This window comes from Acidobacteriota bacterium (assembly GCA_009691245.1).
Classification (GTDB): Bacteria; Acidobacteriota; Terriglobia; order 2-12-FULL-54-10; family 2-12-FULL-54-10; genus SHUM01.
Window position 1 is genome coordinate 1 of the sequence record SHUM01000042.1, and the last position, 15,067, is coordinate 15,067.

Consider the following 15,067-nt stretch of genomic DNA (forward strand, 5'->3'; position numbering starts at 1 on the left):
GGCCTCGGGATGTGGTATATTGGCTGACGGTAATCTTACAAGGAGCGTTATGGAATCATTCACAATTGTATTGATCGTTTGCTGGTTGCTGCTAATGTCCACCTTCGCGACCATGTACGTGCTCGACGAAAAGGTGAAGGCGGCGCGGCCGAACGGCAATCAGTCGTAATTCGCAACGCTATTAAGCGCATCAGCGTAAGTAAATGAAGAAGGCCTGCTCGTGATGAGCAGGCCTTCTTCTGTTTCATCAGGTTGGTGTTGCGTCACAGAGCCGTGCGCGTTAGTGAGCGGACCCGCTGGACATGGCACGCGGAATGACGTCACGACGCGGCTTGAATGTTGGCGGGTTGGTGGCACGAACCGGGCATTGTCGTGCTGCCGACCGGGTCCGCTTGCTGACGCGCGCGGCACTGTGACGCAAAAGCAGGTCCTTCGTCGCTGCGCTCCTCAGGATGACAGCATGGAGGGCATATCGGCGTGAACCACCGCTCACTCCCGCTCGCGAGGGCGACCAGCGGGAGTCCTTGCCCACGCCGCCCGGCGATGGTCGGCGGGGCCTATTTTCCGGTGAAGACTTTGAAGAGTTTGGCGATGGGGTCGTAGTATTCGTCCACTACGCGTTCCTTCAGCGGGATGATGGCGTTGTCGGTGATGTGGATGTCCTCGGGGCAGACCTCCGTGCAGCACTTGGTGATGTTGCATAGGCCCAGGCCGCCTTCATTCTTGAGAAAGTCCAGGCGCGAGGCGGTGTCGAGCGGGTGCATCTCCAGGTTGGCGATGCGCACGAAGAAGCGCGGGCCGGCGAACTCGGCTTTCTTATCGTGGTTGCGCAGCACGTGGCAGACGTCCTGGCACAGGAAGCACTCGATGCACTTGCGGAACTCCTGCACGCGGTCCATATCTTTCTGGTCCATGGACCACTTGGCGTCCTTGGCGGGGGTGAACGGCTTGATCTTTTTGTTGACCTCGTAGTTCCAGGAAACGTCGGTGACCAAATCCTTGATGCGCGGAAACGTTTTCAGCGGATAGACCACGATCTCCTCGCCGTCGGCGAAGTCGTCCAGGCGCGTCTTGCACATCAGCTTCGGCTTGCCGTTGACCTCGGCCGAGCACGAGCCGCACTTGGCCGCTTTGCAGTTCCAGCGCACGGCCAGATCGGGCGCTTCGTGCGCCTGGATGTAGTGGACCGCGTCGAGCACCACCCAACCCTCGGCCACGGGGACGCGATAGGTTTTCTCTTCGTGCTGCTCCGCCGAGCCTGTCGAGATTCTGAATGTAACGTCTGGCATATGCTTGTCTCTCCGCTAGGCAATGTTCATTGGTCGTTGTCGTATTAGTGCGCGTCCTCTTAGTGCGCTTCGTCGAACAGCTTGGACAACTCCGGCGGCATCTGCGGGAGCGGCGAGGTGACCAGCTTCATGGCGTCGCCATCCTTTGAAATAATATGGTTGACCTTGCCCCACTCAGGCGAGAGCTTCGGGTGGTCGAGGCGCGTGTGCGCGCCGCGGCTCTCCTCACGGGCCAACGCCGAACGCGCGATAGCCTCCGAAGTGTTCAGCAAGTTGCGCAGATCGTAGGCCAGGTGCCAGCCTGAAACCGCGCCATTTGGAAATCCCGGGAAAGACTGAACGAATTACACCGCATCGTTGGCGCTGCTGGCGGGCGAGCGGGATTGTGGGGGAACGCAAAGAGCGGGGAATAGTGAGTAGGCAATAGGTATTGAGGAAAGATTCGGGCAGAAATCACTACTGGAGATCAACCCCAGAGCAGCACGGCGCTGGCAATCGTTCCGGCAATGGCGGCGCCGTAGCACAGCACTGCCAACAAGGTCTTGCCGCCGTGGATGCCGAGGTCAAACAGCGTGAAGCGGAAGCGGTGCGCCCAGTGGAACAGCGGCAGCGAGATCAGCACGAAGCAATAGAGCCGCGCGAGGGGGTGGGACAGCAAAGCCTGCACGCGGGAATAATCCAGCGCATGCTCGGGAAGGATTCCGAGCGGCCAGGCAATCCCGGTGAGGAATATGTGGATGGGCATCAGGAAAGCGGCCACCACGCCGCCTGCTGAGAATAAGGACCAAAAAATCGGTTCATTCGATTTCGCCATGTGTCATCTCTTCCAACTCAGACCTGCCAACTCAGGCCTGTCAACTTAGGCCTGCCAAACGACCCATGCCAGCACCGCGGACGCCACTACCCAAGCCACATAGTTGGGCAGAATGATCATCGAGTCCGGGACGCGCTCCTCGCCGCGGCGGATGGCCATGGCCCGTGGAGTTGCTTGAAACCAGGTGATGGTGTGCAGCAGCGCGAAGGCCAGCGCGACAACATGAATCACAATCGCCGACGGCGAGCGCAATCCTTCCAGAAAAGAGGCGTAGGCCTGCGGCCCCTCCGAGTGGCGCTTCAGCAGCATCAAGAACCAAAACGCGTACCCGCCCACGAAGAGGCAACTAAGTTCTCGCAGCATGAAAAGCAGGTATGGCGGACGCTTGGTCCACCACAACGCGGGCATCGGACGGATGTAGGGTTTCAGGTCCATGCTTTTATTTCCTGGCGCCAAAGGGCCATAACACTTCCTGGAACCAGTCGACGGTGCTGGCCAGCTTGGCCTGCTGGATAGCGCCGGCCGGGTCCACATGTTTGGGACACACCGTCGAGCAATCCCCGACAAAGGTGCAATTCCAGATGCCCTCGTGGCTGGCGATGACTTCCTGGCGGGCAGCGCGCCCTTCATCGCGCGAGTCATTGTTGTAGCGCTGCGCCAGCGCAATGGCGGCAGGCCCGATGAAGTCCGGCTCCAGGCCCATCTGCGGACAGGCGGCATAACAGAGCAGGCAATTGATGCACATGCTCAAATCCTTGAACTGCGCGTGCTGCGCCGGGGTCTGCAGGTGCTCGCCTTCCGCCAGCGGTTTGGGTTGCTTGCGCACCAGCCAGGGCTGGACGCTCTTCAGCTTTACCAGGAAATCCTCGAGCCGAATGATCAAATCGCGCTGCACTGGGAAATTGGCCAGCGGTTCCACCCGAACCGGGTTCGGATAGTAGTCGCGCAGGAAGGCGGCGCAGGTGAGCTTGGGAACACCGTTGACCATCATCCCGCAGCTTCCACAGACGCCCATGCGGCAAGACCACCGATAGGAAAGGGTTCCGTCGAGCTGGTCCTTAATGAAGTTGAGTGCATCCAGCACGACCCAATCTTCTCTATATGGAACCTCATAGGTTTCGATGCGAGGTTCTCCACCCTGCTCGGGCGAATACCGAAAGATTTCCAGGCGCATGGTTGCGTCGAGGCTGCTATTTGCCATAAACACGTTCTCCAGGTGGCCAGCGGGTAATGACCACGTCCTTGTAGGCGATGCGCGGAGCCCCGTCGGTGCGATAGGCCAGGCTGTGTTTCAGGAAATTGGCGTCATCGCGCGGGACAAAATCGGTGCGCTGGTGCGAGCCGCGCGACTCTTTGCGCTGGAGAGCGGAATGCATCACCGCCGCGGAGATCTCCAGCATGAATTCGAGTTCCATCGCGGTTATCAACTCGGTGTTGAACGAGACGCTGCGGTCGTCGAGCTGCACATTTTGAAAACGCTCTTTGAGCGCCGCCAGCGCGGCGCATCCTTTGCTGAGTTTTTCTTCCGTGCGATAAATCCCCGCGCCCGCCTCCATCGCCAGGTTCATCTCCGAGCGAATGGTGGCGATGCGCTCCTTGCCCCCCTGCTTGCGGATGTATTGCACGGCGATGCGCTGCTGCTCGGCGTCGGCCTGCGCCGCGAGCTTTCCGCTGGCCACGCCCGGTTGCTGTTGAGCAAACGCCGCCGCGGCCTTGGCGGCGCGCGAGCCAAAAACAAGCAACTCGGTGAGGGAGTTCGAGCCCAGCCGGTTGGCTCCATTCAGACTCACGCAAGCGCACTCCCCGGCGGCGTAGAGTCCGGGCAGCGAGGTGGCGCCATTTATGTCTGTGTCGATGCCGCCCATCATGTAATGAACCACGGGCCGCACCGGAATCGGCTGATACACCGGATCAATGCCGGCGTAGTTCTTGGCCAGCTCGCGGACAAACGGCAGATTCTTGTTGATCTTCGCCTCGCCCAGATGGCGTATGTCGAGATGCACCACGTTGCCGTAAGGGGAAGGGATGGTGCGTCCCTTCTGCTCCTCATGCACGAAGGCCTGGGAGAGCCGGTCGCGCGGACCCAGTTCCATGCCGCGTAGCCGGGGCCAGGGGTCGGCCGGCCCTAGGCCGTAATCCTGAAGATAGCGGTAACCGTCCTTGTTGACCAGAATGCCGCCCTCGCCGCGCGCCGCCTCGGTAATCAGGATGCCCGTGCCCGGCAGCCCGGTGGGATGATACTGCACAAACTCCATGTCTTTCAGCGCCACGCCCTCGCGGTAGGCCAAGCCCATGCCGTCGCCGGTCTTGATGGCGCCATTGGTGGTGAACGGGAAGATGCGGCCCCCGCCGCCGGTGCAAATGATGACTGACTTGGCCAGCAACGCCTTCAACTGGCCGGTGAGCAACTGCATGGCGGCCACGCCCTGGCAGCGCCCGTCCTCCACCAGGAGTTTCGAAACAAACCACTCGTCATACCACTGGATGTTGGGGAATTGCAGAGCCGTCTGGTAGAGCGTATGCAGCATGTGGAAGCCGGTCTTGTCGGCGGCGAACCAGGTGCGCGCAATCTTCATGCCGCCGAACGGCCGCACGGCGACGTGCCCGTCCGCCTCGCGGCTCCACGGGCAGCCCCAGTGCTCCATGCGCAGCAACTCCGAGGGCGCCTCGCTGACAAACGCTTCGATGACATCCTGATCGCCCAGCCAGTCGGAGCCTGAAATCGTGTCGTAGCAGTGCGCGTCATGGCTGTCTTCGGATTTGATGACGGCGGCGGCGCCGCCCTCGGCGGCCACGGTGTGGCTGCGCATCGGATAAACCTTGGAGACCACCCCGATGCGGAGTTTGGGGAAGGACTCCCCGAATTCGATGGCCGCGCGCAGACCCGCGCCTCCGCCTCCGACAATCAAAACGTCATGCTCACGGCTTTCCATAAGTTACTTCTCGCTCGGTAACGGCCACGGGGGAATTCAAAAGAATCTATTCTGACCTCGCTCGTTGGCGCTGTCAAGCAATTCGTGTAGGTAAAGCGGTCCAGTGAGTTGCTGCGCAAGGAAGCATTGACAGCCACCACCAGCCCGCCCGGGAAACAACTGGCCCCAGAGAGTGGAGCGGTCTGAAGCAGGGTCCCAAAAGGATTAATTTTTGGCTGTATCTCCCTTGCTGTCAAGAGTATTGTGATTTTTGCTGCTGACTTTATGCGGTGATTGGGTTAGCATCACTATCTGTCCGCTCATACGCTGGCCCGCCATACTGATGGCCAGACGAGCGGGGAGAACAGGCTTTTTGCTATGTGTTTTGGGAATTGTTAGCCGGCTACAGATCGCCAGCCCGCTAGAATCGAAACGCTCACGCGTAATTAAACTATAACGAGGTAACCGATGTCCGAACCCGAAATTGACTCCCCCATCATCATCACCGAAACCATCACCAGCCAAGCCCCCAGCCAAGAGATGACATCTCCGACAACCGAGGTGACTTCTGAAGTGACTTCCGCCGCACCGGAAACCGCCGCTGCCAGCGCCCCTGTAGCGGAGGCTCCGCAGGCACCCGCAACGGTTGTTCCGGCGGCAGCAGTCTTCGCGGAACCTGTCGCCATGACCGAGGAAGAAGCCGAAGCGGCCGCTGCCGCCGAAGCCGAGGCCTTCGGCCAATTGGTTGACTCCTATTCGCAACGGCCCGATGAGTCCATCGGCACGGCCAAGCATGGCCGCGTGGTGAAGCTCACCGCTACCGACGTCATCGTAGACATCGGCCTGAAGGGCGAGGGTCTGGTCGCCATCGACGAGTTCAAGGATCTCCAGGGCAACATCACCGTGCAGCCCGGCGATGAGATCGATGTTGTGGTAATGGCCAGCGACGACGCCACCGGCTACATCCGCCTCTCCTACGCCAAGGTGAAGAACGCCAAAATCTGGGCGGAGTTGGAAGTGGCCGCCGAGGCCAATAAGATTCTCACCTGCAAGGTGCTCGAGAAGACCAAGGGCGGTCTCGCCGTGGACATCGGCGTGCGCGCCTTCCTGCCCGGCTCGCAGATTGACGTGCGTCCCGTGCGCGAGCTCGACCCGCTGGTGGGCATGGAGTTGCCGGTTCGCATCATTAAGATCAATGCCAAGCGCGGCAACGTAGTGGTCTCCTGCAAGGTCTTGCTCGAAGAGGATCTCAATTCCCGCAAGGCCGAAACCCTGGCGAAGTTGAGCGAAGGGGCGCTCGTAACCGGTGTGGTCAAGAACCTCACCGAGTACGGCGCTTTCGTCGATCTGGGTGGCATCGATGGCCTGCTGCACATCACCGACATGAGTTGGGGCCGCATCGGCAAAGCCGCCGACGTGTTGACCGCTGGCCAGCAGATAGAAGTGAAGATTCTCAAGTTCGATGTCGAGAAAGAGCGTGTCTCGCTAGGCATCAAGCAGATGACCGAAGACCCCTGGCTGCTGGTTGCTGAGCGCTATGTTGTGGGCAACCGCGTGAAGGGGAAAATCATTTCGGTTACCGACTACGGCGCATTCGTCGAGCTGGAGGCCGGCATCGAGGGTCTGGTGCATGTCTCCGAGATGAGTTGGAGCAAGCGTCTGAAGCATCCGTCGAAGATCGTCTCGAAAGACGCCGAAGTCGAAGCCGTCATTCTGGACGTCAACCCCAAGGACCGCCGCATTTCGCTCGGCATTAAGCAGACTCAGCCTAATCCCTGGGCCACGTTGCCGGAGCGCTACGCCGAGGGCACCATCATCGAGGGCCGCGTGCGCAACCTGACCGAGTTCGGCGCGTTCGTGGAAGTCGAGGAGGGCATTGACGGCCTCATTCACGTCTCTGATCTGAGCTGGACAACGCGCGTGAAGCATCCTTCCGACGTACTCAAGAAGGGCGAAATGATCAAGGCCGTCGTCCTGAAGATAGACACGGAGAATCTGCGCCTTTCTCTCGGCGTGAAGCAATTGCAGCCCGATGCCTGGCAGCAGTATTGCGGCGGACATCAGGTTGGCGAAGATGTGCGCGGCAAGATCATGCGCAAGACGGACTTCGGCGTGTTCGTCGAACTCTCCGAGGGTGTCGAGGGACTATGCCACATCTCCGAGCTGTTCCCGTTGATCAGGAATCGCGCCGCCATCCCGTTCGAGGTGGGCGAGGAACACGACTTCCGCATTCTGAAAGTTTCGCCGGAAGAGCATAAGATCGGCCTGAGCATGAAGGCGCTACACGCCGAAGAGCTGGCCGCGCTGGCGGAGAAGGAACGCGCCGAGCGTCCCGCCCGTCGTGAAGGCGCTCGCCCGGGTGGCCGCGAAGGCGGTGGGCAGCGCAGTGGCGGCAAGGGCGATCGTGGTCCGCGCGGGGATCGTCCGCCGCGTAGCGATAGAGGCGACCGCGGCTCCTCCGCGCAGCACTCCAACCCCAATGTAACCAGCACCATCGGCGACCTGATCGCGCTGAAAGAGCGCCTGGCCGCGAAGAACAATAACTAGCAGCGGCAGATTAGTTGGGACACTTCCGCAAGCCGGTATTGTCCTATTTGGTGTTACTCTGTGTACCTCTGCGTCCTCTGTGGTTAAGATCGTTCTAAACCGCAGAGGACGCAGAGGTACACGGAGTAACACAAACCTGGAACCCTGCCAACCTACATCGACGGCCTTGCATGTCGCCCGATTCCAGTTTATAGTATTGATTCAAATGCTTTTCCGATAGATGGGGCGGTTGGCGCAGCGGCGCGAATCGCGGAAGGCCCTCTTAGCTATCCCGTTACCTCGTTACTTAGCCTTGCTAATTGGCAGGCGATTTCCCAGTGGAGGGAACAAAGAGACCATGACCAAAGCCGATTTGATTGATGAAGTTTCCCGCGCGGTGGAGATGTCCCGCAAAGACTCCGAGGTGATCGTCGAGACCATCTTCGAGGCCGTCGTGAAAGCGTTGCGCGGCGCCGACAAGATTGAGATTCGCGGCTTCGGAAGTTTCCGCACCCGCGAACGCCGCTCGCGAGTGGGCCGCAATCCCAAGACCGGCGCGCGCGTCGACGTCCCGCCCAAGCGCGTCCCCTACTTCAAGCCCAGCAAAGAATTGAAGGACTTGATCAACGCCAAGCCCGCCGCCGCGGCGAAGGCTTAACCGCACATGCATTGGCCACGGAGGCACGGAGCGCATCCTGCTCTTGAGAGGCTGGGCGATGTTCCCCGTTTTTTGGCAGGGCTTTTCGTCAGGGCATGACTTCAGTCGTGCCGCCAACGCCACCAATTTAATGCGGCTTTAGCCGCTGAGGTTCCTAGGCCGGCGCAGGACCACCACCATGGATTTTCTCTGGAGCCCTTGGCGATACCGCTACGTTACCGGCCAGGAGCCGAGCAAGCCCGGCCAGCACGCTGGCGAATCGGGCTGCATCTTCTGCGACAAGCTCGCCGGCCCAATTGATGTCGCGCGCGATGAAGAAAATTTCATCCTCCATCGCGGCGTGCGCGCCTTCATCCTGCTGAACCTCTACCCCTATTGCAGCGGCCACGTGATGGTCGCCCCCAACGCCCACATCGGCTCGCTCGGCATGGCCGACGACGCCACCTGGTCCGAGATCGCCTCATTGACCAAGCGCGCCGAGCAGGCCATCCAGACCGCCTACCATCCCGACGGCGTCAACCTGGGCATGAACCTCGGCTCCGCCGCCGGCGCGGGCATCGCCGACCACATCCACATGCACGTCCTCCCCCGCTGGAACGCCGACACGAATTTCATGACCACCATAGGCGAAACCCGCGTCCTGCCCGAATCCCTCGACGACACTTATCGCAAACTGAAAGCGCTGTTCTGATACTGGGTCATTTACCGAGATGATTATCTACACGAATCATGTGCAAGAGAGTATGAAGATGCGAGGGATCAAGAAGGCGTGGGTCGAGGAGGCAATTACCACGCCTGAGAACGTTATTGATGTAAAATATGGGAGAAAGCAGGCCGTCAAAAGGATCAAGGGCGAAGAGATCAGCGTGGTATAGGTCGAACAGGGCGAGGATTTTGTCGTCATTACTGTCTTCTGTGGGAAATAGCAAGGGAGATCAGCTTGGATTGGCAGGCGGATGCGCTGTACATCAAGTTTCAGAACGGCAAATTCGCCCGCAACCAGCGGGTGGATGACGACACCATGATCGATTTGGACGCCAAGGGCAGACTGCTAGGGATAGAAATCCTGAACGTCACAAAGAAGGTGCCCGCAAAAGATTTGTCGGGTATTCGTGTGAAGCTGCCCCCGACTCAAAGCGCCGCCTGCTTCGCAAACCCGCCGCATAAACCGAAGTGTGCCACTGGTTTTCATTGACCTTTCCAGGGATGCCGCTGTAGCTCTTTCATGTTTCATGCAAGCTCTCCCCTGCTGGCACGCCGACACCAACTTCATGACCACCATCAATGAAACCCGCGTCCTGCCCGAATCACTTGCCGAAGCTCCCGGTTCTAATTCATGTTGTTACTGCTCAAATTGATCCTTGTGCCTTTGCTCATCGCCGCCGTCACCCTGGCGACGCGGAAATGGGGTGCGCGTGTGGCAGGGGTGCTGGCGGCGCTTCCGATTGTCGCCGGGCCCACCCTTTGCTTTTTCGCCATTGAGCAAGGCGGGGCGTTTGCCTCAGGCGCTGCCCGTGCAACATTGCTTGGCCTCGTCGCCGTCGCCGCATTCACGGCAGCCTACTTCTCCTGCTCGATGCGCTTCGGATGGACACTAAGCCTGGCCGCCGGCTGGCTGGCATTTGGATTGGTTACGGGCCTCTTGTTCACGCTGCGAGTTTCTGTGCTGACTTCCTTTGCCTGCGCCATCGCCGCACTAACCGCCGTGCGGCTGTTGATCCCGGCACCCCGGGCCGCGAATGCGACCATGAAGATTCCAAGCTGGGACATTCCGGCGCGAATGTTGGCGGCGGCTAGCTTGGTTTTCACGGTTACTTTTCTCGCCGGGAAGTTGGGGCCGAACCTCAGCGGGCTACTCACTCCATTCCCTGTCGCTATCGCCATACTTGCCGCCTTTGAACATGCCCAACTTGGGTGGAAGTCTGTCGCCAGATTTTTTCGCGGCTTCCTTCCGGCTCTATGGAGCTTTGCCGTTTTCTGTCTGGTCTTTTCCATGACAGTCGAGACGCACACCCTTCCAATCACATTGCTGCTATCACTGACAGCCCAGTTGATCGCTCAAGGAGTTATTCTTCGGATGCTTTCAGAATGGGAGCGCCATTGACTGGATGGAAGGATTCCCTTTTCCGATTGGCGACTGAAATACCCTTTAGGGTATGCGTGCAGGGTAAATTGTGCGCAGGTGGACTTCGTTGCCGATCACGCGGTAGTAGACCAACCAATTGTCCGGCGACGAACCAGCGGTGGCCGCGGAAGGGGCCTTGGGCGCGGATGGGGTTTGATCCCCGCAGGGGATCACTCGCCCGTTTTGCCGGATGGGGCATCCGAGCCGCGCCAGTCATGGCGCGTCCACGATGACGCGGGTGCGCGATCGGTTGCCCAAGTAAGTGCCGCGCTGAGTAACATTTTGGTTTTCGCGCATTGGGGACGCGCCATGACTGGCGCGGCTCGGATCGGATCGGGCTACAGCATCCGTAAAAATGGTCTCGCTGCGTTGTGTTGCACCAGTGGCGTGCGCAGCCCTAATCCGCCAGTGTGTTTTCGATGCGGCGGTCGGGGATGAACCACATTAGTGCCACCAGCGTGTAGAGCGCGAAGGCGATCCACGGGTTGACGAATGACAGCGGGACGGCGACGGCGTAGATGGCAATCGAGAGTTTGCCTTTGAAGTCTCTGCCCAGCGCGACGGCCAGGCGCGAGTCAGTTCCGTGGTGCGCAGTCAGCGCGCGAGCGAGAATGAAGTAGGCGATGCCGGATAGCAGCAGCACCATGCCGTAGAGGGCCACGGGCAGCGCGGCGAAATGGTTCTCGCCCATCCAGCCGGTTACGAACGGGACGAGCGACAGCCAGAACAGCAGATGTAGATTGGCCAGCAGGATGGGGCCGTTCACCTTCTGCGCCGCCTGCAGCATATGATGATGATTATTCCAGTAGATGCCGAGGTGGGCGTAGCTGAGCACGTAGCTCAGAAAGACCGGCGCGAGCGGCGCGAGCGCGGCGAAGTCGGCGCCCTGCGGGACTTTCAGCTCCAGCACCATGATGGTGATGATGATGGCGATCACGCCATCGCTAAACGCTTCCAGCCGTCCTTTGGTCATTTGGTTACTCCGGCAATCAAAGACTACTGCGGGAAAGCCCACGGCGAGAAAACCGCTCACCGTGGCTACCAGTGCCACACCCCACATCCTACACCCTACTCCCCACTCACTTCCTCGGTGGCTGGCTGGGGCGGACCTCGATGCGGCTGAACATGCTGCGCGGGTGCGAGCGCAGCAGGCCCACCACGGATTGCGCGACATCGTCCGCGGCGACCTTCCACTCCGCGCCGGTGGGGTTGTTGGCGAACTTGGTGTCCACGCTGCCGGGCATCACGTAGGTGGTGCGGATATTGTCGTAGCGCAGGTCGAGCATCATGGCCTCGCTGAAGCCGTTCAGGCCGAACTTCGAGGCGTTGTACGCCGCGCCGCCGGCGAACGCATTCTTGCCCGCGAGGCTGGAGATGTTGACGATGTAACCGCCGCCGCGCTTCTTCATGTAGGGAACCACCGCGCGCACGCAGTAGAACACGCCGCTCAGGTTGGTCTGGATGACCGCATCCCACTCGTCAGGCGTCAGCCGCTCGACGGATTTGAAGATGCCGATGCCGGCGTTGTTGACGAGGTAGTCGATGCCGCCGAAGCGCTCGGCGGCGCGGGCCATCAGCTTCTCGACGTCGGCGTAGCTGCGCACATCGCTGACCACCGCTTCGATGCGCCCCGGCCCCCCTGCTGAAGAAGCCGCCTGCATTCGCTTGCCGGCATCGGCCAGCGTTTTGCCGTCGCGCCCGGAGATGGCCACGCTGGCTCCTTCGCCGAGCAGGCGCTCCGCGATCTTCAATCCGATGCCGCGGCTGCCACCGGTTACCACCGCTACCTTGCCATTTAGAAAGTCAGCCATGTGCGCCTCCGATGAAGTTTGGATCATCGTCTATTGTAATGCTGGTCGGGAGAAGGAAGCAGAGGAGACAGAGGAAGCAAAGGAACGGAAAAACCCGTGAAACCCGATTCCTGATTCCCGAACCACTCCGCTCGGATCTTCTATTTCCTCTGCTTCCTCAGCCTCCCGATTCGTCCTATAGTGGTAGCGTATCGAACGCTGGGGAAACGATGCCTTCTTACCAGAACATGAAGCCGCTGCGCTTGCTGGTTTTGCTGGCACTGGGGGGCGTGCTGATCGCCACCTGGTCGAGCTTCGTCAATCGCTGGAAGAGCAGCTCCGCTGATTCTCCCGCCGAGGCGGTCCAGCCGCTGACGGGCGAAATCGATCAGCAGACCAAGGCCTTCTCGTTATCGAAAACGGACGGCGATCACACGCTCTACACCATCAGGGCCGAGCAGGTAACCAACTACAAGGATACGCAGAAGGCGCTCTTAAGTGGCGTAGTGGTCGAGATATTCGGCAAGGACGGCACGCGCCGCGACCGCATTACTGCGCCGCAATGTGAATACGATCCCCTGGCCCAGACGCTCTGGGTGCCCGGCGCGGTGGAGATGAACTTTGAGCTGCCAGCCAAGTCCGCGAGTGGCGGGGCCGAAGCGAGCAGTGGGCAGCGCCCGCAACGTGTTGTCATCCACACCTCGCAGTTGCGCTTCGATCAATCGACCGGCATCGCCACCACCGACGCCGCAGTACGCTTCACGTTTCCTCAAGGCGATGGCCAGTCGCGCGGCGCGACGTATGATCCGCAACAGCAATTGCTCCATTTGAGATCTGCCGTCGAGTTTCGCCTGCAAGAGGCCGTGGGCAACGCGTCAGGAAGCCCCGCCATCACCACGATTCATGCGGGCGAACTGCGCTATCTGCGCGATGAGGCCCGCATCGTGCTGGAGCGTTCCGTGGAGATCAGCAAGCGGACGCATCGTCTGCTGGCGCAGGCCGGAGCGATCTGGTTGAATGAGGAAAATCAAGTGCAGCGCGCCGAGTTGACTGGCGGCGTGAAAGCGATGGAGCAGTCTGCCACGCTGCGGGCCGACGCGCAGGCTGGTCGAGCGCTGCTGGACTTCACCCCCGAGGGCGCGATCAGGACCGTCCATCTGGAGGAGCGTGTGCGCTGGGCGATGCGGACGATAGGGGACGGAAGCAAAGCAAGCACGGGAGGCAAAGGAGAAGAGTCTGCGCAACGCGAGGGGAATTCGCGGCGGATGACGCTGCGCTTCACGGCGCCGCCTGATGATAACAATGGTCGCGCGGGTGAGAGCGGGGAATCAGGGAGCCTGGAACGGGCGGAGGCGCGGGGCGATGTGCGCGTGATTCTGCGCAGTGGCGCCGGTGGGGCCGGTGGAGGTAGTGGCCCCGCAACGGGTGCGCGCTCGGCGGCCGGAGCAGTTTCTCGCGCCGGCACGGCGGGGCAGATGCAGGTGTTGACGGGGCAGGAAGCTGACATGCTTTTTGCGTCGGGCGGGCGGGTTCTGCGCACCGCGCAACTGCGCGGCACACCAGGTTTGAGCAACGCGCCGAAGTTGGAGATGCACGGCGAGACGGGCGCGCCGCCGCGCACGGTTACCGCCCAGCAATTTGATTTTGTTTTCAGCGAGGCCGGTGAGTTGGCGCAGTTTGCCGCGAATGGAAATGTCCGCGTGGTGACGCCCGTCGCCGCGACGCCGAGGACCAGGGAAGACAGTCGCATCACCACCAGCAATGAACTGCTGGCGGTGTTCGATCCTCCCACGGGACGGCTCGGTTCGCTACGCCAGAGCGGGGAGTTTACTTATCAGGACATGGCCCGCAAAGCCCGCGCCGCCACAGCGCTCTATGAGACGGGCGAAGCGGCTAATGGCGGAGCGACTAATAACGATACGCTTACTCTGGAACGCGCGCCAAAGCCCATCGCCGGTGTTGGCAAGCTCTCGCCGCAGCCGGCCATCACCGGTGCGGACGGACGCATCTCCGCCGACTGGATTCGCCTGTTCACCGGGTCGGGTGATCTGGAGGCCAAAGGCGGCGTGGCGACCACTTCATCGCCCGCTCCGGCCTCTTCCCAATCCGCCGGTTCAAAAAAAGATGAGGCCGGAGAATCCACCGCCGAGCCGCTTCATGCCGTCGCCGATCATCTTCGTTACACGGCGGCCACGCAACTGGCGCTCTACGAAGGCCGCACCCGCCTTTGGCAGGGGACGACGTTTTTGTTGGAAGCCGAAAGGGCGGAGTGGGGCCGCCAGAAAAACCAGCTCACCGCGAGCGGGAAAGTGCTGACCATCTATCGTCCTACCTCCTCGGCGTCATCCCCTGTGCCCGCTCCACCGCGGGCCGCGGCTCCTGAAAAATCCGCACCCAAACCAGGAGCGGAAGCGCCCGGAACCTATGTGATCCGTGCCGAGAAGGTCAACTACACGCTGGCTGATGGAAGGATTCTTTACGAGGGGGCGGTTCACGCGCGGCATCAAACTCGGGAAGGGCCGGAAAGAGCGGGGGAGCTGGCCGCACAATCTTTGGAAATCACCATGCGCCGGGAGGAGCAAGCTTCGTCGGCCCAGGCGTCGGCCCAGGCGGTTCAGACTGGCAATTTTCAGACCACCGCCGCGCGCATCGAAAAACTGCTTGCCCGAGGAGACGTTCGGTTGCTAGAAAAGGGACGCTCCGGAAGTGGCGATTACGCTGAATATACGTCATTGAATAAACAAGTTAAGTTGTACGGTAAGCCAGCCGTACTGATCGATTCTGAGCGTGGTACAACTAAGGGTGGGCAATTATCGTACCAAATGGGCAATAATAGCGCTTCAGTTGCTGGCGAAGCTGGTTCACAGACCGAAACCCGCTGGATTCCCTCCCCGTAATCTGCCCGATCTGAGCCGGGTCCTGACGGGGAAAACGGTCCAAGGTCAGGGCAGGC

General features: G+C 60.6%; 15 protein-coding genes. 7 read left to right on the forward strand and 8 right to left on the reverse strand.

The window, feature by feature from the left end; translation table 11 throughout:
- Positions 1 to 557: 557 nt before the first annotated feature.
- The 6 genes from EXQ56_10560 to EXQ56_10585 all read right to left on the reverse strand — a co-directional run bounded on the left by EXQ56_10560 (position 558) and on the right by EXQ56_10585 (position 5,036).
- Positions 558 to 1,289, reverse strand: coding sequence for a succinate dehydrogenase/fumarate reductase iron-sulfur subunit (locus EXQ56_10560; GenBank protein MSO20882.1), 732 nt, complete (start codon positions 1,287 to 1,289; stop codon positions 558 to 560).
- Positions 1,290 to 1,348: 59 nt separating this feature from the next.
- The gene (locus EXQ56_10565; GenBank protein ID MSO20883.1) at positions 1,349 to 1,582 is read right to left on the reverse strand and encodes a hypothetical protein; all 234 of its coding nucleotides are present in this window, start codon (positions 1,580 to 1,582) and stop codon (positions 1,349 to 1,351) included.
- A gap of 173 nt (positions 1,583 to 1,755) precedes the next feature.
- Complete coding sequence (locus EXQ56_10570) at positions 1,756 to 2,103, reverse strand: fumarate reductase subunit D (GenBank protein MSO20884.1); 348 nt, start codon at positions 2,101 to 2,103, stop codon at positions 1,756 to 1,758.
- Between the two features lie 45 nt (positions 2,104 to 2,148).
- On the reverse strand, positions 2,149 to 2,637 hold the full coding sequence (locus EXQ56_10575) for a fumarate reductase subunit C (protein MSO20885.1): 489 nt from the start codon (positions 2,635 to 2,637) through the stop codon (positions 2,149 to 2,151).
- Positions 2,543 to 3,304 carry a succinate dehydrogenase/fumarate reductase iron-sulfur subunit gene (locus EXQ56_10580; GenBank protein ID MSO20886.1) on the reverse strand — a complete coding sequence of 254 codons (762 nt, stop codon included), beginning with the start codon at positions 3,302 to 3,304 and terminating at the stop codon, positions 2,543 to 2,545. Before EXQ56_10580 ends, EXQ56_10575 begins: the two co-directional genes overlap by 95 nt.
- A complete protein-coding gene (locus EXQ56_10585) occupies positions 3,294 to 5,036 on the reverse strand; it encodes a fumarate reductase (quinol) flavoprotein subunit (protein MSO20887.1) in 1,743 nt (580 codons plus the stop codon). Before EXQ56_10585 ends, EXQ56_10580 begins: the two co-directional genes overlap by 11 nt.
- Before the next feature lie 447 nt (positions 5,037 to 5,483).
- On the opposite strand from EXQ56_10585, the gene EXQ56_10590 reads away from it, so the two are divergent.
- The 6 genes from EXQ56_10590 to EXQ56_10615 all read left to right on the forward strand — a co-directional run bounded on the left by EXQ56_10590 (position 5,484) and on the right by EXQ56_10615 (position 10,303).
- The gene (locus tag EXQ56_10590) at positions 5,484 to 7,562 is read left to right on the forward strand and encodes a 30S ribosomal protein S1 (protein MSO20888.1); all 2,079 of its coding nucleotides are present in this window, start codon (positions 5,484 to 5,486) and stop codon (positions 7,560 to 7,562) included.
- Positions 7,563 to 7,899: 337 nt separating this feature from the next.
- Positions 7,900 to 8,199: an integration host factor subunit beta gene (locus EXQ56_10595; protein ID MSO20889.1), complete on the forward strand. Its 300-nt coding sequence runs from the start codon at positions 7,900 to 7,902 to the stop codon at positions 8,197 to 8,199.
- A gap of 178 nt (positions 8,200 to 8,377) precedes the next feature.
- Positions 8,378 to 8,890, forward strand: a complete 513-nt coding sequence (locus tag EXQ56_10600) for an HIT domain-containing protein (protein MSO20890.1) — start codon at positions 8,378 to 8,380, stop codon at positions 8,888 to 8,890.
- Positions 8,891 to 8,909: 19 nt separating this feature from the next.
- A complete protein-coding gene (locus EXQ56_10605; protein MSO20891.1) occupies positions 8,910 to 9,074 on the forward strand; it encodes a DUF4258 domain-containing protein in 165 nt (54 codons plus the stop codon).
- Positions 9,017 to 9,394, forward strand: a complete 378-nt coding sequence (locus tag EXQ56_10610; protein MSO20892.1) for a DUF2283 domain-containing protein — start codon at positions 9,017 to 9,019, stop codon at positions 9,392 to 9,394. The genes EXQ56_10605 and EXQ56_10610 overlap by 58 nt, the downstream gene beginning before the upstream one ends.
- A 141-nt stretch (positions 9,395 to 9,535) precedes the next feature.
- Complete coding sequence (locus EXQ56_10615) at positions 9,536 to 10,303, forward strand: hypothetical protein (GenBank protein MSO20893.1); 768 nt, start codon at positions 9,536 to 9,538, stop codon at positions 10,301 to 10,303.
- Positions 10,304 to 10,721: 418 nt separating this feature from the next.
- Here EXQ56_10615 and EXQ56_10620 read toward each other — a convergent pair whose 3' ends face one another.
- Positions 10,722 to 11,297, reverse strand: coding sequence for a DUF1211 domain-containing protein (locus tag EXQ56_10620; GenBank protein MSO20894.1), 576 nt, complete (start codon positions 11,295 to 11,297; stop codon positions 10,722 to 10,724).
- Between the two features lie 106 nt (positions 11,298 to 11,403).
- Positions 11,404 to 12,135, reverse strand: a complete 732-nt coding sequence (locus EXQ56_10625; protein ID MSO20895.1) for an SDR family oxidoreductase — start codon at positions 12,133 to 12,135, stop codon at positions 11,404 to 11,406.
- Between the two features lie 11 nt (positions 12,136 to 12,146).
- Between EXQ56_10625 and lptC the strand changes: the two genes are divergently transcribed.
- On the forward strand, positions 12,147 to 15,011 hold the full coding sequence (gene lptC, locus EXQ56_10630; protein ID MSO20896.1) for an LPS export ABC transporter periplasmic protein LptC: 2,865 nt from the start codon (positions 12,147 to 12,149) through the stop codon (positions 15,009 to 15,011).
- The last annotated feature ends 56 nt before the right edge of the window (positions 15,012 to 15,067 follow it).